The 25,211-nt window shown below is 70.2% G+C and carries 28 protein-coding genes and 1 riboswitch; of the genes, 7 read left to right on the top strand and 21 right to left on the bottom strand.

What is annotated here, in order from left to right:
* Window positions 1-5: 5 nt before the first annotated feature.
* The 11 genes from G7B71_RS00680 to G7B71_RS00630 form a co-directional block, all read right to left on the bottom strand.
* Window positions 6-746: a sulfite exporter TauE/SafE family protein gene (locus G7B71_RS00680; protein WP_166036811.1), complete on the bottom strand. Its 741-nt coding sequence runs from the start codon at window positions 744-746 to the stop codon at window positions 6-8.
* A gap of 8 nt (window positions 747-754) precedes the next feature.
* Entirely contained in the window at window positions 755-1,471 is a 717-nt protein-coding gene (locus G7B71_RS00675; protein ID WP_166036809.1) for a helix-turn-helix domain-containing protein, read from the bottom strand.
* 117 nt (window positions 1,472-1,588) lie between these two features.
* Entirely contained in the window at window positions 1,589-2,602 is a 1,014-nt protein-coding gene (gene moaA / locus G7B71_RS00670) for a GTP 3',8-cyclase MoaA (protein WP_166036807.1), read from the bottom strand.
* Window positions 2,603-3,041: 439 nt separating this feature from the next.
* A complete protein-coding gene (locus tag G7B71_RS00665; RefSeq protein WP_166036805.1) occupies window positions 3,042-4,064 on the bottom strand; it encodes a phosphotransferase family protein in 1,023 nt (340 codons plus the stop codon).
* Window positions 4,061-5,077, bottom strand: coding sequence for a type II secretion system minor pseudopilin GspK (gspK, locus tag G7B71_RS00660; RefSeq protein ID WP_166036803.1), 1,017 nt, complete (start codon window positions 5,075-5,077; stop codon window positions 4,061-4,063). Before gspK ends, G7B71_RS00665 begins: the two co-directional genes overlap by 4 nt.
* A complete protein-coding gene (gene gspJ, locus G7B71_RS00655) occupies window positions 5,074-5,676 on the bottom strand; it encodes a type II secretion system minor pseudopilin GspJ (RefSeq protein WP_166036801.1) in 603 nt (200 codons plus the stop codon). Before gspJ ends, gspK begins: the two co-directional genes overlap by 4 nt.
* Entirely contained in the window at window positions 5,673-6,065 is a 393-nt protein-coding gene (gene gspI / locus G7B71_RS00650) for a type II secretion system minor pseudopilin GspI (RefSeq protein WP_166036799.1), read from the bottom strand. Before gspI ends, gspJ begins: the two co-directional genes overlap by 4 nt.
* A 37-nt stretch (window positions 6,066-6,102) precedes the next feature.
* A complete protein-coding gene (locus G7B71_RS00645) occupies window positions 6,103-6,522 on the bottom strand; it encodes a prepilin-type N-terminal cleavage/methylation domain-containing protein (protein WP_166036797.1) in 420 nt (139 codons plus the stop codon).
* A gap of 35 nt (window positions 6,523-6,557) precedes the next feature.
* On the bottom strand, window positions 6,558-7,352 hold the full coding sequence (locus tag G7B71_RS00640) for a PDZ domain-containing protein (protein WP_166036795.1): 795 nt from the start codon (window positions 7,350-7,352) through the stop codon (window positions 6,558-6,560).
* A complete protein-coding gene (locus G7B71_RS00635; protein WP_166036793.1) occupies window positions 7,349-8,878 on the bottom strand; it encodes a PH domain-containing protein in 1,530 nt (509 codons plus the stop codon). Before G7B71_RS00635 ends, G7B71_RS00640 begins: the two co-directional genes overlap by 4 nt.
* Window positions 8,875-9,336 carry a PH domain-containing protein gene (locus G7B71_RS00630; RefSeq protein WP_166036791.1) on the bottom strand — a complete coding sequence of 154 codons (462 nt, stop codon included), beginning with the start codon at window positions 9,334-9,336 and terminating at the stop codon, window positions 8,875-8,877. The genes G7B71_RS00635 and G7B71_RS00630 overlap by 4 nt, the downstream gene beginning before the upstream one ends.
* Before the next feature lie 111 nt (window positions 9,337-9,447).
* On the opposite strand from G7B71_RS00630, the gene G7B71_RS00625 reads away from it, so the two are divergent.
* Window positions 9,448-10,305 carry a class I SAM-dependent methyltransferase gene (locus G7B71_RS00625; protein WP_207774678.1) on the top strand — a complete coding sequence of 286 codons (858 nt, stop codon included), beginning with the start codon at window positions 9,448-9,450 and terminating at the stop codon, window positions 10,303-10,305.
* A gap of 7 nt (window positions 10,306-10,312) precedes the next feature.
* Window positions 10,313-10,981 carry a phosphatase PAP2 family protein gene (locus G7B71_RS00620; RefSeq protein WP_166036789.1) on the top strand — a complete coding sequence of 223 codons (669 nt, stop codon included), beginning with the start codon at window positions 10,313-10,315 and terminating at the stop codon, window positions 10,979-10,981.
* Here G7B71_RS00620 and G7B71_RS00615 read toward each other — a convergent pair.
* The 7 genes from G7B71_RS00615 to G7B71_RS00585 all read right to left on the bottom strand — a co-directional run bounded on the left by G7B71_RS00615 (window position 10,919) and on the right by G7B71_RS00585 (window position 17,757).
* Complete coding sequence (locus G7B71_RS00615) at window positions 10,919-11,557, bottom strand: DUF938 domain-containing protein (protein ID WP_166036787.1); 639 nt, start codon at window positions 11,555-11,557, stop codon at window positions 10,919-10,921. The two genes, G7B71_RS00620 and G7B71_RS00615, sit on opposite strands and share 63 nt — an antisense overlap.
* Entirely contained in the window at window positions 11,557-13,122 is a 1,566-nt protein-coding gene (gene gcvPB, locus G7B71_RS00610; protein ID WP_166036785.1) for an aminomethyl-transferring glycine dehydrogenase subunit GcvPB, read from the bottom strand. The genes G7B71_RS00615 and gcvPB overlap by 1 nt, the downstream gene beginning before the upstream one ends.
* Complete coding sequence (gcvPA, locus tag G7B71_RS00605) at window positions 13,119-14,477, bottom strand: aminomethyl-transferring glycine dehydrogenase subunit GcvPA (RefSeq protein WP_166036783.1); 1,359 nt, start codon at window positions 14,475-14,477, stop codon at window positions 13,119-13,121. Before gcvPA ends, gcvPB begins: the two co-directional genes overlap by 4 nt.
* A 6-nt stretch (window positions 14,478-14,483) precedes the next feature.
* The gene (locus G7B71_RS00600) at window positions 14,484-15,275 is read right to left on the bottom strand and encodes a class I SAM-dependent methyltransferase (protein WP_166036781.1); all 792 of its coding nucleotides are present in this window, start codon (window positions 15,273-15,275) and stop codon (window positions 14,484-14,486) included.
* 27 nt (window positions 15,276-15,302) lie between these two features.
* Window positions 15,303-15,674, bottom strand: a complete 372-nt coding sequence (gene gcvH, locus G7B71_RS00595; RefSeq protein WP_166036778.1) for a glycine cleavage system protein GcvH — start codon at window positions 15,672-15,674, stop codon at window positions 15,303-15,305.
* Complete coding sequence (gcvT, locus tag G7B71_RS00590; protein WP_279338385.1) at window positions 15,671-16,783, bottom strand: glycine cleavage system aminomethyltransferase GcvT; 1,113 nt, start codon at window positions 16,781-16,783, stop codon at window positions 15,671-15,673. Before gcvT ends, gcvH begins: the two co-directional genes overlap by 4 nt.
* Window positions 16,784-16,955: 172 nt before the next feature.
* Window positions 16,956-17,059: riboswitch (glycine riboswitch) on the bottom strand.
* 59 nt (window positions 17,060-17,118) lie between these two features.
* On the bottom strand, window positions 17,119-17,757 hold the full coding sequence (locus G7B71_RS00585; protein ID WP_166036776.1) for a hypothetical protein: 639 nt from the start codon (window positions 17,755-17,757) through the stop codon (window positions 17,119-17,121).
* Window positions 17,758-17,882: 125 nt separating this feature from the next.
* Between G7B71_RS00585 and ispH the strand changes: the two genes are divergently transcribed.
* Both ispH and rnhA read left to right on the top strand, forming a co-directional pair.
* The gene (gene ispH, locus G7B71_RS00580; protein WP_166036774.1) at window positions 17,883-18,830 is read left to right on the top strand and encodes a 4-hydroxy-3-methylbut-2-enyl diphosphate reductase; all 948 of its coding nucleotides are present in this window, start codon (window positions 17,883-17,885) and stop codon (window positions 18,828-18,830) included.
* 9 nt (window positions 18,831-18,839) lie between these two features.
* Window positions 18,840-19,280, top strand: a complete 441-nt coding sequence (rnhA, locus tag G7B71_RS00575) for a ribonuclease HI (protein ID WP_166036772.1) — start codon at window positions 18,840-18,842, stop codon at window positions 19,278-19,280.
* Here rnhA and G7B71_RS00570 read toward each other — a convergent pair whose 3' ends face one another.
* The 3 genes from G7B71_RS00570 to G7B71_RS00560 are packed head-to-tail and all read right to left on the bottom strand — an operon-like array spanning window position 19,281 to window position 22,019.
* Window positions 19,281-19,982, bottom strand: a complete 702-nt coding sequence (locus G7B71_RS00570) for a VTT domain-containing protein (protein ID WP_166036770.1) — start codon at window positions 19,980-19,982, stop codon at window positions 19,281-19,283.
* Between the two features lies 1 nt (window position 19,983).
* Window positions 19,984-21,102, bottom strand: a complete 1,119-nt coding sequence (locus tag G7B71_RS00565) for an FAD-binding oxidoreductase (RefSeq protein ID WP_166036768.1) — start codon at window positions 21,100-21,102, stop codon at window positions 19,984-19,986.
* Window positions 21,099-22,019 carry an alpha/beta hydrolase gene (locus tag G7B71_RS00560; RefSeq protein WP_243406029.1) on the bottom strand — a complete coding sequence of 307 codons (921 nt, stop codon included), beginning with the start codon at window positions 22,017-22,019 and terminating at the stop codon, window positions 21,099-21,101. The genes G7B71_RS00565 and G7B71_RS00560 overlap by 4 nt, the downstream gene beginning before the upstream one ends.
* A 65-nt stretch (window positions 22,020-22,084) precedes the next feature.
* Between G7B71_RS00560 and G7B71_RS00555 the strand changes: the two genes are divergently transcribed.
* The 3 genes from G7B71_RS00555 to G7B71_RS00545 are packed head-to-tail and all read left to right on the top strand — an operon-like array spanning window position 22,085 to window position 25,194.
* Entirely contained in the window at window positions 22,085-22,555 is a 471-nt protein-coding gene (locus tag G7B71_RS00555; protein ID WP_166036765.1) for a prepilin peptidase, read from the top strand.
* Window positions 22,556-22,598: 43 nt separating this feature from the next.
* The gene (gene cpaB / locus G7B71_RS00550) at window positions 22,599-23,627 is read left to right on the top strand and encodes a Flp pilus assembly protein CpaB (RefSeq protein WP_166036763.1); all 1,029 of its coding nucleotides are present in this window, start codon (window positions 22,599-22,601) and stop codon (window positions 23,625-23,627) included.
* Window position 23,628: 1 nt separating this feature from the next.
* The gene (locus G7B71_RS00545; protein ID WP_166036761.1) at window positions 23,629-25,194 is read left to right on the top strand and encodes a type II and III secretion system protein family protein; all 1,566 of its coding nucleotides are present in this window, start codon (window positions 23,629-23,631) and stop codon (window positions 25,192-25,194) included.
* Window positions 25,195-25,211: the final 17 nt, after the last annotated feature.

Below are 25,211 nucleotides of genomic sequence, written 5' to 3'. Positions count from 1 at the left end.
CTCGCTCAGGTCAGCAGAAGCTTCAATCCGGCGACGACGAGCACGAGACCGAGCGCCTGGAGCAGCCGTTCGCGCGGCAGCCGCGCCACGCCGCCCCAGATTCCAAGCAGGGCGCCGGCGGCCACCGCGGCGACGAAGATCGGCAGCTCCGGCGGCAGCGCCTGGACGCCGGCGACATTGCCCGCGAGACCGGCGGCTGAGTTGAGGACGATGAACGCGGCGGCGACGCCCGACGTCCTGCGCGGCTCTTCCCAGCCAAACAGGATGATGAGCGGGCTGAGGAAGATGCCCCCGCCTGTGCCGGTGAGGCCGGCGAGCAGGCCGAGCGCCGCCCCCGCCGGGAGGGTGACCGCGAGCGACGGCCGCCTGGTCGCGCGCGCTGCGAGCCGCTCCGGTTGCCAGAACAGCCGCGCCGCGGCGGCGATCAGGACGATTCCGACGAGCGGCCGGTAAAGATCGGGCGGCAGCTGGACGAGCCCGCCGACGAAGGCAGCGGGGACGGCGGGGACGGCGAAAGCGGCGAGGAGACGAAAGTTCGTCTGCCCGCCGCGGGCGAAGCTGAAAGCGGCCAGCCCCGCGACGACCAGATTGAGGGCAAGCGCGGTCGGGCGCATCGTCTCGGGCGCGACCGAGAACAAAGTCATGATCGCCAGATAGGCCGACGCCCCGCCATGGCCGACCGAGGAATAGAGCGCGGCAGCGATGGCCATCATCAGCGCGACCGCCACGACACTGGTCACGTCCATGATGCCCCCTAGGCGGCGCGATGGCCCTCGGCCATGTCCGCCAGGCCGGCGCGGTCCAGCACCTCGACTCGGCTTTGCGTCTCGAGCCGGATCAGCCGGCGGTCGCGAAGCTCGGCAAGCATCCGGCTCACCGTCTCCTTGGTGAGGCCAAGATAGTCGGCCATGTCCAGCCGGCTCATCGGCAGGTTGAAGCGGGTTTCGGTGCGGCCACTCACCCGCTCGCCGCGCTGGAGCAGGTTGAGGAAGAAGCTCGCCACCCGCTCGGCGGCGGTCTTGCGCCCGAGCAGCACCATCTGCTGCTGGGCCGCGGCCAGCTCGTGCGCCGCCATCTTGTAGAGCTCGCGCTCGACACTCGGATTGGCTTCGACGAAGCGGTCGAACGCTTCGCGCGAGAACCACCACAGTTCGGACGGCCGAAGCGCCTCGATCGTAAAGGCATATTCCTCGTCCCGGGTGATCCCGAGAAAGTCGCCGGGGAACATGAAGCCGGTCACCTGGCGGCGGCCGTCGCCGAGCAGAGTGTAGATCTTGAGAGCGCCGAGCGTCAGCATGAACACCCGCTTCGCCGGGTCGCCTTCGTGGAGGACGGGCTGATCGGGCTGGAGCCGCTGCATATTGCCCATCCTGCGCATGTCGGCGAGCGTCCTCGCCTCGAGGCTGCGGCAAATGGTGATCGGCCGGACCGGGCAGTCCTCGCACGGATGCCCCGCCGGCAAGGTCGTCAATGCTCCGGTCGGACTGTAGGGCAAGGTCACCTCGGGCGACGCGGAGGGATGATTTGGCTCAACGCGGAAATAGCCGATTGCGCCCGGCCTTCAAGCCGGGCCGGCCGCGCGGTGCCGTCAACCGCCGGTGACGCTCATGTGGCGGGCCACGACTGGGGCGGCACCGGCGGCGATTCGGAAGTCATGGCGCCGCGGCTTGCCGGCGAGGAGCCGGTCGAGAAGGTTTGTCACGGCCTCCGCGCCGCCCTCGCGCAGCGCGTGTCTGAGCTCGACCTTCTGGTCATGACCGAGACAGCCATAGACAGTCCCCGTCGCCGCCACCCGAATGCGGTTGCAGCCGTCGCAGAAATTGCGGGTGAGCGGCGTGATCAGCCCGAGCCGGGCACCGAGGCCGCCCACGTCATAATAGCGCGCCGGTCCGCCGGTCCGCGCGAGCGACGCAGTTAGCGTGAAGCGTTCCTCCAGGCGCCGCTTGACCCGGTCGAGCGGCAGGTAATGGCTGGTGCGGTCCTCCTCGACCGTGCCTAGGGGCATCGTCTCGATGAGGGTGAGGTCGAGGCCTTCGCCGGCGCACCACAGCAGCATCGCCTCGATCTCGTCCTCGTTGAGGCCGGCGAGCGCCACCATGTTGATCTTGACGGCGAGGCCCGCGGCGCGGGCGGCCGCGATCCCGCGCAGGACCTGCCCGACGTCGCCGCCGCGGGTGATGTGAGCGAAGCGCTCGGGCCGGCGGCTGTCGAGGCTGACATTAACCCGCCGAACGCCGGCCGCGTGGAGCGCATCGGCGAATCGCTGGAGCTGGGTGCCGTTGGTGGTGAGGGTGAGCTCGTCGAGGCCGTCGCCGATCCGCTTTCCGATCCAGCCGACGAGATCGAGGACGCCGCGACGAACCAGCGGCTCGCCTCCGGTCAGCCGGATTCGCCTGACCCCGCGGGCGATGAAGATGTCGGCGAGCTGGGCGACTTCCTCGAGCGTCAGGATGTGGCGCTTGGGGAGGAATTGCATGTGCTCGGCCATGCAGTAGCGACAGCGAAGGTCGCAGCGGTCAGTGACCGAGATCCGCACATAGCTGATCCTCCGGCCGAAGCTGTCGATCAGTGCCGAGTGTGCGCCCACGCCACCCTTACTCATCAAAACGAACCTTTGGCCAATGCGGGTCGCGAGCCGACTGGCGCTTGGTTCGCCTGTCCTTTGATCTGAAATCGACCGGACTGCCGGCGGGCAGGTTAGCCAGTCGGGTCATGTCCATGCAAGCCATCAGCCCGGATTGCCGCGCCCGCTATGGCGGCGGCGCCGTGCCGCGCTACACCAGCTATCCCGCCGCCCCTCGATTCAGCGCAGCGGTCGGCGAAGCGGCCTATCGGGGCTGGTTGCACAGGCGGACCCGGCGACCGCCCTCTCCGTCTATGTCCTTTAGATGCGATGGCCCTCATAGCTGGTTACCCACGAAAACCCCCCAGCCTGGGATTTGCCGCCTCGCACTTTGTGTTGCCCGAGCACCGCGATTCGAGCCACGAAGGGCGCACCTCCCTCTCCCCTAGGGGTCACCACCTTCGCGAAATTCAGGCCTTCAGGCCCCTGCCCTCTGCGCGAAATGCCATGACGCCCGGGCCAACATCGGCACGCGGGCGGCCATCTCCGCAGCCTTGGCGCTCGACGCATTGCCTTCGATCCAGCGCTTCTTGATGCCCTGGACGATACCGAGCAGGCGGAACAGGTTGTAGGCGAAATACCAGTCCATGTCGGGCACGCCGTCGCGGCCGGTCTCGGCGCAGTAGAGCTGCACCGCCTCGTCGAGGGTCGGGATGCCCGCCTCGACGCAATCGACCCCCTTGAGGCCCGCGCTGCCGGCTTCGGCCGGCATTTCCCATTGCATGGCAAGATAGGTGAAGTCGGCGAGCGGATCGCCGAGCGTCGACAACTCCCAGTCGAGCACCGCCCTCACCCGCGGTGCGTCCGGCGCGTAGATGAGGTTGTCGATGCGATAGTCGCCGTGGATGATCGAGACCCGGCTCTGCTCCGGCACGGTGCGGCCGAGGAACTCGATCAGCCACTCGGCCTCCTCGATCCGCTCGGTCTCGGCGGCGCGATATTGCTTCGTCCAGCGCCTCACCTGGCGCTCGAAATAATTGCCGGCCGCGCCATAGTCGTCGAGGCCCACCGCGCCAGGCTCGATCATGTGGAGGCGGGCGAGCGTGCGGATCATCTCCTCATAGACGGGCCGCCGCTCGCCGGGCGCGAGCTCGGGCAGCGCCCCGTTCCAGAAGGTGCGGCCCTCGACCATGTCCATCACATAGAAGGGCGCGCCGATGACCTCCGCGTCCTCGCACAGGGCATAAGGGCGCGGCACCGGGAAGCCGGTCGGGTGGAGCGCGGCGATCAGGCGATGTTCGCGCTCGACGGCATGGGCCGACGGCAGGATCGGCCCGAACGGCTTGCGGCGCAGCACATAGGCGCCGCTCGCGGCATCGATGCGATAGGTCGGGTTGGACTGGCCGCCCGCGAACTTCTCGACGGTGAACGGGCCAGAGAAGCCCGCGACCTCTCGTTCCAGCCAGGACCGAAGCGGCTCGAGGTCGAAATCGGCCGTCAATTCGCGCCTCTCGTCATCATCTCGTCCCCTTCCCGCGCCCAGCGCCGCTGCGCCAGCCGCACCGGCTGGAAGCGGGCGTCGACCAGCGCCGTCTCGAAGAACTCGCTCTCGCCGAGATTGCTTCGCACGTCGATGACGAACCAGTCGGTGCGCACCTGCGGCTGCTGCTGAACGTCGAGCGGGATCGGCAGGCCGCGCAGCATGCCGGTGCGCCAGAATTCGACGGCGTTGTTCCAGCCCGCCGCCGGGCGCATCGCCAGAACGCGGCGCGCGGCCTCCTCGCTCAGCCGTCCCTGCACCAGCGCCGACAGCAGCAGCGCCTGTCCGGGCAGGAGCGTGTTGACGTTGATCGGCGACAGCTCCGCGACCGGGAGCGCGCACAGCCAGGGGCGGACCCGGGCGAAATGCTCGGGCCGCATAGCGGGCAGCACGCGCAGCTCGCTGACGTCTGCGAACAATGTATTGGCCGTCCGGAACGGCTGCGGCCCGGACGCATAAGCGGAATCCTCGGCGCCGCCGGGCCCGGCGATCGTGTCGGTGTCGGCCCAGTCCGCAGCCGCCTCGGCGATTCGGCGGGCGTCCGGCTCGGGAACGCCGCGCAGCATCATCAGTGCGACGAACTGGTCGACGCCGGAGCCGCGGCGGACGAGATTGTCCGGCTCGCCTTGCACGACGCTGTTGACGTTGAAGCAATTGCCGCCGTCGCGCAGCCGCGCCTCGACCGCGCCTCCGCCCGGCATCGGCACCCGGCGGACGCCGCCGTTCCAGTCGCCGGCGAGCGTGGTCTTCGTCCGGTCCTGAACGACGAGGTCGTTGACGATGAGCATTCCGAGCTGCTCGGCGCCGATCGCCGAGTGGCGCGCCTGGTCGAGCGCCACGACGTTGGCCGCGACCATGCGCGACAGCCGCAGCTTCTCGAGCGACGCCGCGGCGATCGCCCCGGTGATCGCGACCAGGATCAGCACCGCGAGCAGTGCGGCGCCGCGCTCGCGCTGCGGGATCGGCCGCCTCATGGACCGCTTCCGACGAGGAAGAGCTGCCGGACCGCGCCGAACCGCGCCGAGGTGACGATCATCTCCACCGCGACCGGCAGCTCGCGCGGATCGGGCCGGTCCCAGCTCTCCTGCCACGCGCCTTCGCGGTCGCGGTAGCGCAGCGCGACGCCCTGCACCTCGTCGATCAGCGACGCCACCGACGCCGCGCCGCCGCCGTCGACATGGGCGAAGCCGATCCGGTAGATCCGGCCGGCCTGAAGCCGATACTCGACCCGCTGCAACGACGAGCGCGCCAGCGCGTCGGGATTGTCCCAGCCGCCGCGGACCAGCACGAAGAGCCGGGTCTCCTGCCCCCCGGTGCCATAGAAGCTGCGTTGCGGCTGGCCATTCTCGTCGCGCCAGGGGCGCGGCACCGCCTGCGCGAAGTCGGCGCCGAGCAGGGTGCCGGCGCGGCGGATGGCGCCGAGGCTGGCGAGCTGGCGGTCGGCCATGTCCTGCGCGCGCACCGAGAAGGACAGCAAGGCGACGCTTCCGGCCGTGATCATTCCGAAGATCGCCAGCGCGATCAGCATCTCGACCAAGGTGAAGCCGGCGGTGCGGGGCGGGCGCGCGGTCATCCCGCCGGCCTGAACAGGGTCATGGTCGCCTGCCCGACTCCTGACGCGCCGGTGACCCGGATGGTGATCAGCTGGATCCGCGCCTCGGGCGAGCGCTCGGTGAGCCGCACCCAGCGCCATTGGCGGCCGGCGTTGTCGACCATGCCGCTCTCGGTCCCGAACCCCGGCGGCACGGGATCGGTCATCGCCTCGACCGCGAGATTGCGGGCAACGGTCTGCGCAAGCGCTTGCTCGGTCAGGCGCGCGCTGTTCGCCGCGGTCGCCCCGCCGAGCCGAAGCAGGGCAAGCGCGGCGAGGCTGAAGATGGCGAGCGCCACCAGCATCTCGATCAGGGTGAATCCATTCGCCGGCACTGAGCTGGTGCGAGCCGCCCCGCGGCTCGCAGCCATGCCGGGGGCATGGCGGGCCAGCTCATGCCGAGCGAATTCAGCGCTGGATCTTGATCTCGCCATCACCGCCAATCTCGATCCGCACCCGCCGCTCCCCGCGACGCAGGGTCACTTCCAGCGGGTCCGCCGACCCCGTCGAGTCGAACACCGTGCGCGCCTGCCCGGCAGCGCCGAGATCGGGCGCGGTTCCGTCCTGCCAGGCGAAGCGGCCGACCTCCTGCCACGCGCCGCCGCGGCTGCGCGCGATCGCATAGCCGCCGGGACTGACCTGGAGCGAGGTCGCGCGCGACTCGATCAGCGCGGTTTCCTGTGCCGCCTTGGCGCGCGCCGCGAAGGTCTCAGCCTCGACCCGCAAGCCGCCGCCCGGCTCCGGCATCGCCAGCACGGCCGCCGCTGCGACCAGTCCGACGATGACGAGGACGACCATCATCTCGACCAGGGTGAAGCCGGCGCTCATCCGCCGGTCCCTGGCCGACTTTTGTGTCCGCCGCATTACCGGCCCTGGACGACGAACCGCAGGCGCTGGCCGGCGCGGTCGACGTCGAGCTGAAGGCTGGTCCCGGCAGCCAGGCGCGCGAGCTGCTCGACATGACTCTGGGTCATCGCCGCACCGTTGACGGAAAGGATGGTGTCGCCCGGCCGCAGTCCCGCCTGCTCGAGCGCCGGTAGGGCGACGCCGGGGCGCCAGCTGTAGCCGGAAACCTGCCCGTTCACCTGCCGCGGCGAAAGCGCCTGGAGATAGCGGCCCAGCTCCGCGCGCTGCGCATTGGGTGGCGGCGGCGCGGCCACCTGGACCGCCGGTTGCGGCGACGGGACCCCGACGACGACCGCCCCTGCCCCCGGCGAGGGCGTCAGCGGCACGGCCGGTCCGCCGAAACCGAGCCGGTAGTTCACCGAGCCGGCGGCCAGGATCGCCTCGCGCAATCGCACCCCCTCGAGGCGCAGGCCGGGCATGACCTCGCGGCCAATCGCCACGTAACGCTGGCTGCCGTCGGGAAAGCCGATCACCGCGCCGCCGGCCATCACGCCATGCAGGATCAGTCCGTCGGCAAGTCCGCCCGGAGCCGCGGGCGCGGCGGCGGGCGGCGGCGCCTGCACGACCGGGATGGGCTGGGGAGCGGCAACCGCCGGAGCGGGACGCTGATCGGCGGGAACCAGCTCGACGGCACTGCCCCCGGAGCCCGAAGGCCACAACAGATAGGCAAGGAGCAGGGTTGCGGCGACTGCGCCGGCGATCACCACCCGCTTTTCGCGCGGCTGAAGCTGCAATGCCGCCCGTGGCATCATGTCGCCAGGTTAATCCCCTCGAGGGCTTCGGGCGACTCCTGAATCACCGCGGCCTTCCTCGCGGCGCGCGCCGGGTAGAAACGGTCGAGCAGGGTCCGGGCGAGCGTCTCGGCATCCTCGCCGAACAGGTCGGGTATTTCCGGCGCGCCCAGCGCCGGCGCGCCCGCCGTGTCGATGGCCACGGTGGCAAGGCCGAGCAGACGCTGGATCGGTCCGCGGGTCACCGCCGCCGTCTGCAGCTTGTCGTAGGGAATGACCCAGATGCGGCGGCGGATGAGGCCGGAGCGAACGACGAGCGCCGCGTCCATCAGGCCGTAGCGCGCTCTCCGCCACGCCAGCGCCTGCCCCAGCGCGATCAGCACCGGCACCGCCGCGACGGCGGTCAGCTCAAGGCGGATCAAACCGAGCAGCGCGAGCAGCGGCGCGGCGGCGAGCCACGGCCCGCAGCGGCGGAGCAAGGCGCGGCGCGGCGTGCGCTGCGGCGGACGCTCGGGCGGCCGGGGAAAGCCGAGCCGGTCGAGGACTCGGCCGATCTCCTCGGCGCGGGCGAAGGGCGCGGCGACCTGGACCCCGCCGTCCTTCCGGTCGGCGCCGAGCGTCTGGAACGACAGGCTGGAGAAACCGAGCCATCCGCTCAGCCAGCGCCGGTCGAGCCGAGCCGCCTGGGTGCGCCGCGCGGGGATCAGCACTTCCGACAAGGTGAACAGCCCGCGCCGGCGGCGCAGGCCAGCCACCCCCGCGGTGAGGCGAAAGCCGAAGTCGCGCGCCAAGGTCCGCGCCACGCCGGTCACGAAACCGAGGAGCACGACCAGGGCGAGGAGGAGCGCCACGCCGGCAAAGCCGATTTCCCCGGCGGCGGCGGCCGCCTCGACGGCTTGCTCGTCGCTGAAACCGGCCTCATCGGCCCAGGATTCCATGTCGACCAGCCCGACATCGTCGAGATATTGCAGAGCGCCCAGGGCGACCGCGATGAACAGCAGCGAGAAGTTGAGCAGCCCGAACAGCAGGATCCGCGGCACCGCCATCTCGAAGATGACCTCCTCCGCCGGTGCCTCCGTTGGCCGACCGCCGGCCGGTCGCCGCTCCTCCCGGCCGCGGATGGTGTCGCGCAGGCGCTGCGCCTCGCCGAGCGACACCATGTCGAGCTTGCCTTCGTCCGCCGCCGAGCCGCCCGTCTCGATCCGCACCCGGGCGGTTCCGATCAGCCGCGCGAGCAGCGGCCGCTCGATCGCCACGTCCTGGACCCGGTCGAACGGAATGACCCGGCGCTGGCGGCTGAGCAGACCCTGCTCGATGATGATCTCGCCCGGCAGCAGTTCATAGGTGAAGCGGCGCCAGCTCAGCACCGCGATCGCCGCCATGATCAGGAGGCCCACGCCGATCGCGCCGAAGACGCCGGCGGCCGCCAGCGCTCCGCCTTCGCGCGTCGCGGTCATGATTCCGAACAGGCCCGCCGCCGCGCCCGGAAGCGCCTTGAGGCTGCCGCCGATCATCGCGGCCGGGTGCAGCCGCTGCCGTTCGCTCACAGCAGGTCTTGGCGGATCTTGCCGCGGATATGGTCGCGGATTCGCTCGGCATCGGCCTGGGCGAGGCCCGGCAGGCGGACCGCCGCGCCGCGCGTGCCGGCGGTGTTGAGCACCAGAGTGGCGAGGCCGAGGGCGCGCTCCAGCGGCCCCTGCGCAAGATCGATATGCTGGACCCGGCCGAACGGCACGAGCGACAGCGCGCGGACGAGGAGGCCGTGTCGGACGGCGAGCTCGTCCTCCTCCATGCGATAGCCCCAGGCGGCATAGCGCCGCATCGGCATGCGCCACACGCCGATCAGGATCAGCACCAAGCCGGCGCCCAGCGCCGTACCGAACGGCAGCGGGTTGGCCTCCGCCGCAACCAGCTCGCCGACCAGGAGGAGAGCGGCCAGGACCGCGCCCGCGATCGCGAAGCGGATGCGCAGCAGGGTGACCTGACTGGGATGGAGCGGAGTCATCCGTCCTTCATCCCCGCAAAATCACGGGCCGACAAGCCGGGCTTTTCGGAGCCGCAACGGCTGCTAAGAGTTCAGCGCAGGCCGAGCGGGCGAGGGAGAGTCAGCCTTATCATGTTCAAACGTTCCTTCATGCGGGCCGTACTGACCGGCGCGCTGGTCGCGCTGCTCGGCCTGGCCGGTTACTGGATCTACCAGCGCAGCCGCCCGCCCGAGCCGCAGGCGGTGCCCGAATATGACCCGGCGACGCTCGCCGGGCAGCGGCCCGACCTCGATGTGCCGTTCGTCTCGACCGAATATGACATCGTCCGCGCGATGCTCGACCTTGCCGGCACCACTGCCGATGACGTCGTCGTCGACCTCGGCTCCGGCGACGGCCGAATCCCGATCATCGCGGCGCGCGACAAGGGCGCCCGCGGCCTCGGAGTCGATCTCGACCCGGCGCGGATCCGCGAATCGACCGCCAACGCGCTGCGCGCCGGAGTCGGCGACCGAGTGACGTTCCGCCAGCAGGACCTGTTCGTGACTCCGCTCGGCGACGCGACGGTGCTGACGCTCTACCTGCTGCCCGAAATCAACATGCAGCTTCGGCCGCGCATTCTCGGCGAGATGCGGCCGGGCGCGCGGGTGGTCAGCAACACGTTCGACATGGGCGACTGGCAGCCGGACGCGCGCCGCAACGTCCAGAACAGCAACATCTTCCTGTGGATCGTCCCGGCCCGGGTCGAGGGACGCTGGCAGCTGCGCACCGGCGAGGGCGAGGCCAGGCTGACGCTGCGCCAGCAATTCCAGCAGGTGTCCGGCACGATCGAGGCGAACGGCCGCTCGACGCCGCTACGCGACGTGCAGCTACGCGGGCCGCAGATCGCCTTTGCGGCCGACCTCGGCGGCGGATCGCGACGCTTCGTCGGCAGGGTCGACGGCGCGGCCATGGCCGGCGAGGGCTGGCAGGCCGCGCGGATCGGCAACTGAGCCCGCGGTGCCCATCGTCCTTGCCGGGCTGCTGCTTTCCTTCTTGGTCATGCTGCTGTTCGGCGGCACCGAGTTCGACCGGGGCCTGTTCGTGCTGCTCCACGCCGAGGACCGTCCGGACCTCGCCGCGGCCGGGGCGATCGCCGAGCAGGTGACCGGCCCCCTCGTCCTCGCGGCGATGGGCGGAGCAGGCGCCGCCTTCCTCGCCGTGCGGCGGCAATGGCGGGGCGCCCTGCTCCTGATCGCGATCACCACCGGCGCGCTGGTGCTGGCCGAATATCTAGGCAGCCTGACCGCGTCGCTCCGCCCGCTGCCGGCCGAACGGATGGCGCAGACGCAGACCTCGCTGTTCCCCAATAGCGCGGTGGCCAGCGCCGCCGCGACCTGGCTCGGGCTCGCCTTCCTGCTCACCCGGCACCGGCCGTGGCGGCCGATCTGGGCGGGCCTCGCCGTGTCGCTCGCGCTCGCCGTCGGGGCGCTTGAGCTCGTCAACGGCCTCGCCTGGCCGAGCGACGTGATCGGCGGCTGGGCGCTCGGGCTCTTCTGGCCGCTCCTTCTGCTCTGGCTGGCCGGCGCGGACCTCGGCGACGGAACGCCGCGGCCGGTGCGCCGATCAGCCGCGCCGGAGAATGACGGTGACGTTGTTGGCCGGCATGTCGACGACGCTCTCAAGTGAGAAGCCGACGGCCCCCGCTTCCGCCACGACATCCTCGAGCAGGCGCAGGCCCCATTCGGGATTGCGGGCCCTGAGGGACTCGTCGAACGCCTCGTTGCTCGGCGCGGTCGGGACGCCGGTGCGGCGGTAGGCGCCGTAGAGGACCAGAGGCGCTCCGGCCGACAGGACACGCGACGCGCCCTGCAGCAGGCCCAAAGTCGCCGCCCACGGGCTGATATGGACCATGTTGATGCACAGCAGCGCATCGGCGCGGTCGAGCGGCCAGTCCTCGCCGGCCGCGTCCAGCATCAGCGGCGGCAGCAGATTGTCCGGAGCCTCGCTGCGCCACGCCGCGATCGACGACAGCGCCAGCGGATCGGGATCGGTCGGCTGGAAGGTCAGCGCCGGAAAGGCGCGGGCGAAGTGGAGCGCGTGCTCTCCCGTTCCGCTCGCCACCTCAAGCACCAGCCCGGCCGGCGGAAGCACGCCGCGCAGCACCTCGGTTATCGGCACGGCGTTGCGCGCCACATGTGGCGCCACGCGCCGCTGCGGGCCCGCGCCGGGCTCGAACACGAAAGGCTGCGGCGGTTCCGCCATCACTCCGCCGCTTGGGCCGGCTCCGGATCCTTCCACACCAGCACCGGCTTGCGCGCCGCCAACGTCTCGTCGAGACGGCGGCGCGGCGCGTGGATCGGCGCCGCCTTGAGGCTCTGGTCGCCGGCCTTGGCCCGCTCGGCCACCGAGCGCAGGGCGCCGATGAACTGGTCGAGTGCCGCCTTGGACTCGGTCTCGGTCGGTTCCACCAGCATCGCGCCGTGGACGACCAGCGGGAAGTACATGGTCATCGGGTGGAAGCCCTCGTCGATCAGCGCTTTCGCCAGATCGAGCGTGGTCAGGCCCTCGCCGAAGCCTTTGTCGCTGAACAGCGCCTCGTGCATGCACGGGCCGCTGCCGCCGAACGGCGCGTCGAGCACGCCGTCGAGGCTCCTGAGGATGTAGTTGGCGTTGAGCACCGCGTCCTCGGCAACTTGGCGAAGTCCATCTGCGCCGTGGCTGAGGATGTAGCTCAGCGCCCGCGTGAACATCCCCATCTGGCCGTGGAAGGCGACCATTCGGCCGAAGCTGCGGCCATGATGCTCCTCGGCCGTCTCCTCCTCGACCAGGGCATAATGGTCCCCCTGCTTCTCGACGAAAGGCAGCGGAGCGAACGGGGTCAGCGCCTCCGAGAAGACCACCGGTCCGGAGCCCGGGCCGCCGCCGCCGTGCGGGGTGGAGAAGGTCTTGTGGAGGTTGATGTGCATCGCGTCGATGCCGAGGTCGCCCGGACGGACCCGGCCGACGATCGCGTTGAAATTGGCGCCGTCGCAGTAGACGAAGCCGCCGGCTTCATGGACCGCCTCGCTGATCGCGATCATGTCCGGCTCGAACAGGCCGCAGGTGTTAGGGTTGGTGATCATCACGCCGGCGACGTCCGGCCCGAGCCGCGTCTTCAGCGCCTCGAGGTCGACGCGGCCGCGGCTCGTCGCCGGGATGTCCTCGACCCGGTAGCCGGCGAATGCCGCCGTCGCAGGATTGGTGCCGTGGGCGCTTTCCGGAACGAGGATGACCTCGCGCTTGTCGCCGCGCGCTTCCAGCGCCGAGCGGATCGCGAGCAGGCCGCACAGCTCGCCATGGGCGCCGGCCTTGGGGCTCATCGCCACCGAATGCATGCCGGTCAGCTTGACCAGCCACTTGCCGAGCACGTGGATGAGCTCGAGCGCGCCCTGCACCGTGTCGAGCGGCTGGAGCGGGTGGATGTCGGCGAAGCCCGACATCCGCGCGACTTTCTCGTTGAGCCTCGGATTGTGCTTCATCGTGCACGAGCCGAGCGGGAACAGGCCGAGGTCGATCGCGTAATTCTGCCGGCTGAGGCGCGTGTAGTGACGCACCGCCTCCGGCTCGGACAGGCCCGCAAGACCGATCGTCCGGTTGCGGTCGAGACCGCCGAGGCGCGAGGCGCCCGCGGGAATCGCGGCGAAATCGACGCCGGTCGTGTCGGTGTCGCCGATCTCGAACAGCAACGCCTCTTCGAGCATCAGCGCGCGGTTGCCGGTAAAGGTGCTCGCCTTGGTCTCGCCGGCCTCGGGCGCAGTCGGGCGCCAGCCGCTCTGGTTGATGGTCACGCCAGCACCTCCTCGAGCGCTACGCTGAGCGCTTCAACATCCTCGTCGGTCACCGTCTCGGTCACCGCCACAACCAGTCCGTTCTGAAGCCCGGCGGCGTCCGGATAGAGCCGGCCGAGCGACACCCCGCCAAGCACGCCCCTTTCGGCCATCGCGCGCACGGCGGGGCGCGCTTCCTTGGGCAGGCGAAGGGTGAATTCGTTGAAGAAGCTGTCGTTGATGACGCTTACGCCGGGCACCTTGGCGAGCCGCTCGGCCGCGGCGACCGCCTTGGCGTGGTTGAGCGCGGCAAGCTGGCGAAGGCCCTTCTCTCCGAGCAACGTCATGTGCGCGGTCCAGGCGAGCGCACACAGCACCGAGCTGGTGCAGATGTTCGACGTCGCCTTCTCGCGGCGGATATGCTGCTCGCGGGTCGACAGGGTGAGAACGAAGCCGCGCTTGCCTTCCGCGTCAACCGTCTGGCCGGTGAGGCGGCCCGGCATCTGGCGGACCAGCTTCTCCGAGCAGGCGAACAAGCCGACATAGGGCCCGCCGAACTGAAGGCCGACGCCGATCGACTGGCCCTCGCCGACGACGATGTCGGCGCCCATCTCGCCCGGCGAGCGGATCGCGCCGAGCGCAACCGGCTCGGTGACGACGGCGACCAGCAGCGCCTTCCTGGCGTGGCACGCCTCGGCGAGCGCGCTGAGGTCGTCGATGCGGCCGAGGATGTCGGGATATTGGACGACGACGCAGGACGTATCGTCGTCGATCGCCTCGATCAGGTTCTGCGTGTCAGTCTCGGCACTCAGCTCCGGCACGCGCGTGTCGAGCACGTCGCCGGTGAACTTCGCCATCGTGTTCGCGACCGAGACATAGTGCGGATGGAGCCCGCCCGACAGGATCGCCTTGGCGCGCTTGGTCACGCGCCGCGCCATGGTGATCGCCTCCCAGCAGGCGGTCGAGCCGTCATACATCGACGCGTTGGCGACGTCGCAGCCGAACAGGCGCGCGACCTGGGTCTGAAACTCGAACAGGACCTGGAGCGTGCCCTGGGCGATCTCCGGCTGGTAGGGCGTGTAGCTGGTCAGGAACTCGCCGCGCTGGATGATGTGATCGACGCTTGCCGGGACATGGTGACGGTAGGCGCCCGCGCCGAGGAAGAAGGGCACCTCGCCCGCGACCAGGTTCTTGCGCGCCATCGCGCCGAGCTGGCGCTCGACCGACAGCTCGGAGGCGTGGTTCGGCAGATCGGCGATCGCGCCGTCGAGCCGCGCCGCTGCGGGCACGTCGACGAATAGATCGTCGACCGACCCGGCGCCGATGACGCCGAGCATCTGCTCGCGGTCGGTCTGTGAGAGGGGAAGATAACGCATGCGGGTTCAGCTCGCTGCTTGGGGTTTGTGCATCCTGAAGCGGAGGCGGACATAGTCGGCGTGGAGGCTGCCGTCCGGCTGGCGCAGCTCCGGCGCCAAGCGGTGCTCGACGGCGGCGGCGATCGCCTCGCGCTGGTCCTCGGGGACGCCGACAACGTCGAGCAGGCCCGAGCGGAAGGTCTTGATCCAGCCGCGGATGCCAGCGGGGAGCGGTGTCGACCTGGCGACCAGATCGGTCTGGATTCCGGTGAAGCCCGCGGCGCGATAGATCGCCTCGAAGTCCGCGGGGCTCGCATACCATTGCGGGTCTTCCGCCGGCAGCGAATAGCCGCGCCCGGCGAGCTCGTCGCGAAGGCCGCGGCGCAGGATGGCGAGATTGCCCTCCCCGCCCATCTCGCCGACGAAGCGCCCGCCGGCGCGGAGCAGGTTGAACACGCCGCGCGCCACCGCCGAAGGATCGAGCATCCAGTGCAGCGCCGCGTTGGAGAAGGCCGCGTCGAACTGGCCGAACCGTTCGACCTGACGGTCGAGGTCGAGCGTCTGGCAATCGGCGACGAAGGCGTCGATGCCCCTCGCCCGCGCCGCCTCGACCATGTCGGCGGAGGCGTCGAGGCCGATTGCCTTCGCGCCGGCTCGGGCGATCCGCTCGGTGAGCACCCCGTCCCCGCAGCCAATGTCGATCACGAACTCGCCCGGCTTGGGATCGAGCAGGGCCAAGGCCGCGGCGCCCAGCGCCGGCACGAAACCGGCATTCTGCGCGTAGTCGGCGGCGGACCAGCGTGATGCGGCGTTGACCATCGGTTCGGCTCCCGCGGCGCCCTTGGCTTACTGGTCGGCGAGGAAGGCGCGGTAGGCGTCCGCGTCCATCAGGCCGTCGAGCTCGGACGGATCGGCGATGCGCATCTTGAAGAACCAGCCCTCGCCCTCGGGGTCGGTGTTGACCAGGCTCGGCTCGTCGGCGAGCGCGGCATTGCCCTCGATCACTTCACCGCCGACCGGCGCGTAGATGTCCGACGCGGCCTTCACCGACTCGACCACCGCGGAGTCGCCGCCCTTGTCGACCTGGCGGCCCGCCTCGGGCACTTCGACGAAGACGATGTCGCCGAGCTGGCCCTGGGCATAATCGGTGATTCCGACGGTGCCGGTGTCGCCGTCGACGCGCACCCACTCATGATCCTTGGTGAAATAGACGCTCATGCCGAGGCTCCCTTGCGATGGTAGCGATGGGGGACGAAGGGCATCTGAGCCACTTCGGCCTTGAAGATCTTGCCGCGCTGCTCGACCAGGATTTCCGTGCCCGGAACGGCGGCGGCGGCGGGGACATAGGCCATGGCGATCGGCCGCTCGAGCGTCGGCGAGAAGCCGCCGCTCGTCACCTTGCCGACCTCGGAGCCTTCCGCGTCGACGACGAGCGCGCCTTCGCGGACCGGCTGGCGCCCCTCGACGAACAGGCCGACGCGCTTGCGGATCGGACCCTTGTCGAGCTCGGTGAGGATACGCTGGACGCCGGGAAATCCGCCGCTTTCGCGCCGGCGCTTGGACAGGGCGAAGGTAAGGTCGGCCTCGACCGGAGTCGTCGTCTCGTCGAGATCGTGGCCATAAAGCGGGAGCCCGGCCTCGAGCCGCAGCGAATCGCGCGCGCCGAGGCCGATCGGCTTCACTTCGGGCTGCGCGACGAGGAGTGCGGCGACATCCCCGACGTTGCGGGCCTCGACGGATATCTCGAAGCCGTCCTCGCCGGTATAGCCCGAGCGGCTGATCCAGGCGCGCACGCCGCCAATGTCGAAGCCGCCGCCGGTCATGAAGGTCAGTTCCTCGGCGCCCGGCGCGACCCGCGCCATGACGTCCACGGCTTTCGGTCCTTGGAGCGCGAGCAGCGCCTGCTGGGTCATATGGTCGAGCACCACCCCGCTGGGCAGAGTCGTGCGCATATGATCGATGTCGCCATGCTTGGTGGCGCCGTTGACCACCATGTAGAAATGGTCGCCGCGCCGCGTGACCATCAGATCGTCGATGATCCCGGCATCCTCGCGCAGCAGCAGCGAGTAGCGCAGGCGGCCGTCCTTGAGGATGGCGAGGTCGGCGGGGAGCAGGGCCTCGAGGCCCCATTCGGCGTCGCGGCCGGCGATGACCAGCTGGCCCATGTGGCTGACGTCGAACAGACCGGCCGATTCGCGCGTCCAGCGATGCTCGGCGATGATGCCCTCATATTGGATGGGCATCTCGTAGCGGGCGAAGGAGACCATGCGCGCGCCCTGGGCGCGGTGCCATGCGTCGAGGGGAAGCTTGAGGTCGGTTTCGCTCACACCAGGATCTCCGTGACGGCTTCAGGCATCGGGCCGGCTGCCTAGGACAGTCGCGGCCGGTTCGATACCCCCTCTGTCACCGGGACCTGAGAGCTTTCCCCGCCTTCGCCTTGGCGACGGCGGGTTACCCCTTCGGTGGCCCGCTTTCGCGAGCGCTTTCCAGAGCGTCCCGACTGTCCGCGCGGTCCCTTTGCCTGAGAGATTCCGGGGCGGTTGCTCCTTCGGCGCCCGCCATAGCCCCGAAAGGCGACAGCGGGTCTCTCCCGCGCGTCCAGCAGCGGCCAGGCCGCCGAGGACGCGGCTGCTCTGGGCGCAGCCGCCGGCCCTGTCAACGCCTAGCGCGTGGCGTTGTAGCGTAGCTGGTCGGCGGTCAGCTCGAAGCCGACGAGCAGCTCGTAGCGCGCCTGCTCGACGGCGGCGCGCACGGCTGGGTCCGACATCGGGTCGAGCGCGGCGTTCGGATCGCCGGCGCGGCGGCGGCGGGTGATCTGCTGCTGGATGTTCGCCGGCAGGGTCGCGGCCGCGGCCGACACCGACGACTGAGCGGTCGCCGCGGCGCTGGCGCGGTACTGGCCATCGGCGAAGCGGAGCAGAACGTTGCCGGTGCGCTTGGCGACGACATTCTGGCCGCCCTGCACCACCGTGGCGAAATAGGGCAGGACGACGTCGCGGGCGCCGCGATTGTCGCGCCGCTGGGCGAACACCTCGAAGCTGGCGTTGGTCACCAGGCGATCGCCCTGCGCGTTGCAGGAGGCGCGCACGTTGGAAATGGTCGCGACCACGTCGATCGCGGTGGAGTCGCGGCTGTCGGCGGGATTGAACAGGGTGATGTCGCCGGCGGGCGCCGGAATGGCGGCCGGCGGACAGGGCGAATAGGTGGTGAGGATTCCGCCTTCGAAGATGTCGCCGCTCCTCGCGCAGCCGGTCAGGACGAGGGGAAGAACGGCCGTGGCGGCGATTAGCAATCTGGACACAGGTGAAACTTCCTCAGGCAGTGCAAGCGGGCATGACGTCGGCGGGGGCCGAACGGGCCGGCGGACCATAGGAAGCGGCTGGCAAGGTGGCAAGCAATCGAATAGGGCCCATATCAGCCCAGCCAATGACCGACACGAAGCCCCCTCTCCACCTGCTCATCGCCGCGCCTCGCGGATTCTGCGCCGGCGTCGACCGCGCCATCCGAATCGTCGAGCTCGCTCTCGAACGGTGGGGAGCGCCGGTCTATGTCCGCCACGAGATCGTCCACAACAAGTTCGTCGTCGACAGCCTGAAGGCGAAGGGCGCGGTGTTCGTCACCGAGCTGGACGAGGTTCCGGACGACGTGCCGGTGGTGTTCTCCGCCCATGGCGTGCCCAAGGCGGTGCCGGCCAAGGCGGAGGAGCGCGGCCTCACCTATGTCGACGCGACCTGCCCCCTCGTCTCCAAGGTCCACCGCCAGGCCGAGCGGCTCGTCGAGCAGGGCAAGCACATCCTGTTCGTCGGCCATGCCGGCCACCCCGAGGTGATCGGGTCGTTCGGCCAGGTCCCGCAGGGCAGCATGACCCTGATCGAGACCGCCGCGGATGCCGAGGCAGTGGCGCCCGCCGATCCCGAGCGGCTCGCCTTCCTCACCCAGACCACTTTGTCGGTCGACGACACCGCCGAGATCCTCGGCGTTCTCAAGCGCCGCTTTCCGCTGATCCAGGCGCCGCGCAGCGAGGACATCTGCTACGCGACGTCCAACCGCCAGGCGGCGGTCAAGGCGATCGCCGGACAATGCGACGCGGTGATCGTGATCGGCGCCGGCAACAGCTCCAACTCGCTGCGCCTCGTCGAGGTCGCCGAGCGCTCCGGGGCGCGCGCGCGGCTCGTGGCGCGCGCCGCCGACCTCGATTTCGGCTGGCTAGAGGGCGTGCGCACGCTCGGCCTCACCGCCGGCGCGTCGGCGCCCGAGCTTCTGGTGCGCGAGATGGTCGACCGTCTCGCCGAGCATTTTGACGTGACTGAGGAGCAGACCGAAGGCGTCACCGAGCGCATGGTGTTCAAGCTTCCCGCCGGCCTGGCCGCCTGATCCATCCCCTTGTCGAAGGTCGAGATCTTCACGGACGGCGCGTGCAAGGGCAATCCCGGCCCGGGCGGCTGGGGCGCCGTGATCCGCTTCGGCCCGCACGAGAAGGAATTGTCCGGCGGCGAGGCGCTGACCACCAACAACCGCATGGAGCTGACCGCCGCGGTCCGCGCGCTCGAGGCGCTCACCCGCCCCTGCGAGGTGGTGCTCAGCACCGACAGCATCTATGTCCGCGACGGAATCACCAAGTGGGTCCATGGCTGGCAGCGCAACGGCTGGCGGACGGCCGGCAGGAAGCCGGTCAAGAACGAGGATCTGTGGCGCGAGCTGCTCGCCGCCGCGGCGCCGCACAAGATCAGCTGGGAATGGGTGAAGGGCCATGCCGGCCACCCGGAGAATGAGCGCGCCGACGAGCTCGCCTGCGCCGCCGCCGAGCAGTTCCGGGGCCGCTGATCAGCCGGCTTGGCGGCGCATCCGTTCCACCCGCCGGTCCCGGTACAGCTTCGCCAGGATCGGAAAGAAGCTGAGTAGCAGGAGCGCCGCGATCACCGCCGGCGACATGATGCTCGACAGCGACTGGAGGGTCGCAAGCTGAGTCCCGGCATGGGCGTAGATGACGAATGCCGGCATCAGGCCGATCATCGTCAGCGGGACGTAGGTGGACAGCCGCATGTGGGTCAGCCCCATTGACAGGTTGACCAGCCAGTAAGGAACGAACGGGTTGAGGCGCAGGGTCAGCAGATAGACCGCGCCCTGCTCCTCGAACGCGCGCTCGATGCGTTCGAAGCGCGGGCCGAGCTTCGCTTCCACCACCTCTCGGAAGAAGTGGCGGGATCCGAGAAAGGCCATCGTCGAGCCGACCGCCGCTCCGCCCCACGCCAGCAGCAGTCCCGGCCAGAAGCCGAACAGGGCGCCCGCCGAGATGCCGATCACCGGGCCTATTGGGAAGGACACACTGGTCGCCACCACGCAGGTGATGAAGAACAAGGCCGCCCATAGCGCCCACCTTTCCTGGACCGCCGCGTTGAGATCGGCGCAGGCCCGCTGCAGCCCTTCAACCGTCAGCAGGGTCTCGGCGGGCGTCGCGAAGGTGACGGCGAACGTGGCCGCGATAAGCAGCAGGAAAAAGGCAGCGCCGATCGATCGCTTGTTCATGTCAGGACGCGAACCGGTCGGGACGATATCGGCTCGGCTCGATATCCGGCGCCGACATGTCGGCGCGGCCGAGCAAGAGGCCGGCCGCGAGCCGCGCGGCGGCGGGCGCGGTCTGGATTCCGAAGCCGCCCTGGCCGGCGCACCAGAAGAAGCCTCGGCCGCTGTCGGAGAAGCCGTAGACCGGCAGGCGGTCGGGAGCGAAGCTGCGCAGCCCCGCCCAGCGCCGCTCGACGCGCACCACCCGCCAGTCGGTGGCGAGCTCGAGGCCGGCGATCGCGCGGGCCACGTCCAGCTCCTCGGGCGCGCAGTCGCACGGATCGCAGGCGGTCTCGTCATGCGGGCTGAGCCACAGCCGCCCGCCCGCCTCGGGCTTGAAGTAGAAGCGCTCCGCCGCATCGACGACCAACGGCAGGTCCCCCGGCGCGGGCGGATCCACCTCCACTTGCAGCAGGGTGCGGCGATAGGGCTGGATCCCGAGCGGCCGCTCGCCGGCCAGCGCGGCGACCTCGTCGGCCCAGGCGCCGGCCGCGTCGACCAGCACGGCCGCGGCGAAGGTGCCGGCGCGGGTCTCGAGGCGCCACTGCCCCGCTGCCCGCTCCGCCCGCTCGACCCGAGCGTCGGTGACCAGCTCGGCGCCGGCCCTTCGCGCCACGCGCAGATAGGCGGCATGGAGGCCGGCGACGTCGATGTCGGCGCAGCTCGGCTCGTAGACTCCGCGGTCCCAGCCCGGCCGGACCTGCGGCAGCGCCGCCTCCAGCTCGGCTCGGTCGCGCGGCTCGAGCACGACGTCGGACCCGTCGAAATCGGCGAGCAGGCGGTCGAGCGCCACCTCGCCCGAGGCGTCGGCGATGTGGAGGCAGCCACGATGGCTGAGGAACGAGCGGTCGGAGACATGCTCCGGCGGATTGGCGAGGAATTCGCGCGACGCGGTGGTGAGCGGCTGGATACCGGGGCCGCCATAAGTCTCCGACCAGAAAGCGGCCGATCGCCCGGTCGAATGATAGCCAGGATGGTCCTCCGCCTCGAGCAGCAGCACGCGCGCATGCGGCGCGACCTCGGCGGCGAGGCTCGCGCCCGCCATGCCGGCGCCGACGATGGCGACGTCGAAGGCCGTGCTCATCGCACTCGCGCGTCGAGGAAGGCGTCGATGCGGGCGAGCGCCTCGGCGCGGACATGGTCGCGCTCGCGCAGGATCTCGTGGGCGCAATCGTCGAACATGGCGAGCTCGCCGTTCGGCAGCAGTCCCGCGACCCGGCGGATCGCCGCCGGGCTGACCAGCTGGTCCTGGTCGGCGCCGAGCACCAGCACCGGCAGGTCGACCTTGGCCAGCGCCTCGGCGGTGAAGGCCCGCGCCGAATGGTAGGCGGCATTGAGCCAGCCGAAGCTCGGCGGCGCCGGCGACGCGTCGGGCTCGCGGTCCCACCAATAGAGCTCGTCCTCGTAACGGTCGGCGCAGCCGGTGAGGATCCGCTGCCTTACCGATCCCGCGGGCGCGCGTGAGAGCTGCACGCCCCAGATCGGCCAGCGCCCGAAGCCCGTCATCGTCGCCGCGGCGGCAAGCCCCGCCGCCGCCCATTCCGGAAATGCGCCGCTATTCACGACGATCATCGGGGCGACCAGCACCGCGGCCTCGATCTGCGGCCGCCGTGCGATGAGCAGGCGAAGCAGCATGTGCCCCCCCATCGAGTGGGCGACCACGACATGGGGCGCGGGAGTCGAGGCCGTCCAGTCGTCGATCAGGTGGCCAAGATCCTCGACGAGGACATCGAAGCTGTCGAAATGGCCGGCGGCATTGCTGCCCTTGGAGCGCCCCTGCCCGCGCCAGTCGAACGACGACACCGACCAGCCGCGCGCGTGCCAATCGCCCAGCGCCTCGAGATATTTCTCGACGAAGTCCCCGCGGCCGGCGGCGAACAGCAGGCTTCCGCGCGGCGCGACGCCGTGCGGCTGCGGCCAGTCCACCCGCCGGTGGAGCCAGCCGTCCGGCGCCCGCCAATTCCATTGCTTGAGACCGGCCGGATAAGCGCGCCGATCCATCACCGTGGTTCCCATCCCCGTCCGGTTACGGTTTCCTAAGCAACAGCGTCTAGTGACTCTTTTCCATGACGGAGGGGATTTCCTGGATTTTGCTCGCGGCGCTCGCGGCCTTGCTGGTCGCGGCGGCGGTGTGCGACCTCAGGAAACGCGAGATTCCGCACTGGATCGTGATCCCGGTGGCCCTGCTCGCTCCGGCCTTCTGGTGGAACACCGGGCTGGCGATCTGGCCCGATATGGCGATCCAGCTCGGCGTCGCCCTGTTGGTCTTCGGCCTGTTCGCCGGTGCGTTCGCGATGGGCTGGATGGGCGGCGGCGACGTCAAGCTGCTGACCGCCCTGGTCCTGTGGCTGCCGCCCGGCGCGGTTCTGCTCCTCGTCGTCATCATGTCTTTCGCCGGCGGCGTCCTGACGCTCGCCACCGTCGCCTCGCACCGCATCCGCAAGCTCAGCGGCGCGGTCGAGGTTCCTTATGGTGTTGCCATCGCATTCGCTGGAATTTGGCTGATTGGCCAACGGTTCCTTAACCACTTTGGGTGATTGGTAGCGCTGGTTTCGAGCTGCCCTTGGGGAGGCCTTTCGCGTGGACGTTCGCAAGATCATTTTGCTGGTAGGGGCGCTTGCCATCGCCGCTGTCACAGCCCTCCTCGCGAGGAACATGTTCATCGGCGCTTCCGCGCCCGAGGCTTCGGCCCAGGTGCAGGCGCCCCGCGGCCCTGAAGTCCTGGTCGCGACCAAGACGCTTCCGGTCGGCACCATCATCGATGCCGAGGCGCTGCGCTATCAGATGTGGCCGGAAGGTCTCGTCCAGCCGGCCTATTTCATCCGCGGCCAGGGTTCCGCCAACCCGCAGGACCTGATCGGCACCGTCGTGCGCACCGAGATCACGGCCGGCCAGCCGCTCACCCAAGACAGCGTCGTTCGTCCGGGCGACCGCGGCTTCCTCGCCGCCGCGCTCGGACCGGGCATGCGCGCCATCACCGTGGGCGTGTCCGCCACCAGCGGCGTCGCCGGCTTCGTCTTCCCGGGCGACCGCGTCGACCTCGTCCTGACCCACGAAGTCCGTCCCGAGGACGGCAGCCAGAATCCGCTGCGCGTGTCCGAGACGATCATCCGCAACATCCGCGTGCTCGCCACCGACCAGCGCATCAACGCCCGCGACGAGCAGGGCAACCAGGTCGCCGCTCCGATCGCCACCGTGACCCTCGAGGCCACGCCGCGCATCGCCGAGAAGATCGCGGTCGCCCAGACGATCGGGCAACTGTCGCTGTCGCTGCGGAGCCTCGCCGACAACGGCGCCGAGCTGGAGCGCGCCATCGCCTCCGGCGAGGTGCAGGTCCCCGAGAATGGCGATCCCAATGCCGAGCGTCGCATGCTGATCGCCATCGCCGGCCAGCCGGTGGACGTCCATTCGACCTTCACGGTCGGCGCCGACGTCTCGCGCTTCCAGCGCCGCACCGCGCCGACGCGCCCGGCGCCGCGCCCCACGGCGCCGGCGACGGTCTACCAGCCGTCGCGCGGGCCGCAGTCTGATCCTTCCGTGCCGATCGGCCCGACCGTCCGTGTCGCGCGCGGTAACAACGTGACCCTGGTTCCGGTCGGAGGCCGCTAAGATGCTGAAAGTGAAAGTTTCGCGCCGCCTCGGCCTGTCGGTTGCCGCCGCCCTGGCGGTGACCCTCGCCGCCCCGGCGACGCAGGTCGCCGCGCAGCCGACCGTGGCCCCGGCCGAGGACGTGACCCTGTCGGTCGGCGCCGGCCGCCTGGTCCAACTCAACGGCGTCATGGCCGACCTGTTCGTCGCCAACGACGCTGTCGCCGACGTCCAGGTCCGCTCCAACACCTCGATCTATATCTTCGGCAAGGCCGCCGGCCAGACCACCGTCTATGCCACCGACCGCAGCGGCCGGGTGATCTACTCGGCCTCGGTGCGGGTCGGCCAGAACCTCGCCTCGGTCGACGAGATGCTCGATCTCGCCATGCCCGAGGCGGAGATTCGCGCGACCCCGATGAGCGGCATGGTGCTGCTCACCGGCACCGTCTCCGCGCCGGAAGACGCCGAGGAGGCCCAGCGCCTCGTCCAGGCGTTCGTCGGCGAAGGCACCCAGGTGCTCAGCCGCCTGCGCACCGCGACCCCGCAGCAGGTCATGCTGCAGGTCCGCATCGCCGAGGTCAGCCGCTCGCTCGTCCGCGACATCAACGCCAACATCACCAGCCGCGACCAGAGCGGCGGCTTCCTGTTCGGCATCGGCCGCGGCGCCCAGGGTACGATCGAGCCGATCGTCAGCGACACGCTCATCAACCCGGTGACCGGCAATCCGGCGCAGGTCGGCACCAATTTCGCGTTTCCGGCTGCCGCCGGGACCTTGCTCGGCGCGGCCGGCCGCCTTTTCGGCGTCGACCTGATGGGCTCGCTCGACCTCAATGAGTCGAACGGCCTCGTGAACATCCTCGCCGAGCCGACCCTGACGGCGCTGTCGGGCGAGACCGCCAGCTTCCTCGCCGGCGGCGAGTTCCCGATCCCGATCTCGCAGTCGCTCGGCGCGGTCACCGTCGAATATAAGCAATATGGCGTCGGCCTCGCCTTCTCGCCGATCGTCCTCGACAACGGCCGCATCTCGATGCGCGTTCGTCCTGAAGTGTCTGAGCTTTCCAACGAAGGCTCGGTCCGCATCAACGGCTTCCAGGTGCCGGCACTGACCACCCGCCGCACCGAGACGACCGTCGAGCTCGGCTCGGGCCAGAGCATGATGATCAGCGGCCTGCTGCGCAACGTCAGCAACAGCACGATCAACCGGACGCCGTTCCTCGGCAGCCTGCCGATCATCGGCGCCCTGTTCCGCTCGAACGGCTTCCGCCGCGCCGAGACGGAACTTGTGATCGTCGTCACGCCCTACCTGGTCCAGCCGGTCTCTGCGAACCGGATCGCTCTGCCGACCGACGGCTACCGCTCGTCGGGCGACGTCGAGAACGTGCTCCTCGGCCAGGGCCATGCCGGCCGCAGCGGCGAGGCTCGTCCGATGCCGGCCGCAGGCCCGGCGCAGACCGTCCGCCCCGGAATCGTGACCGGCCAGGCCGCGCCGCTGCCCGCGCCGGCTGCCGCTTCCGCACCGGTCCAGACCGCCGCCAACTCAGCCCCCGCCCGCGCCGACAGCGGCGCTCGGCCGGGCTTCGACTTCTGATCATGAGAGGATTGACG

Origin of the sequence: Sphingosinicella sp. YJ22 (genome assembly GCF_011320075.1) — a bacterium.
GTDB lineage: Bacteria > Pseudomonadota > Alphaproteobacteria > Sphingomonadales > Sphingomonadaceae > Allosphingosinicella.
Note: the sequence above shows the minus strand (reverse complement) of the source record. Positions and strands in the feature narration are given on the sequence as shown.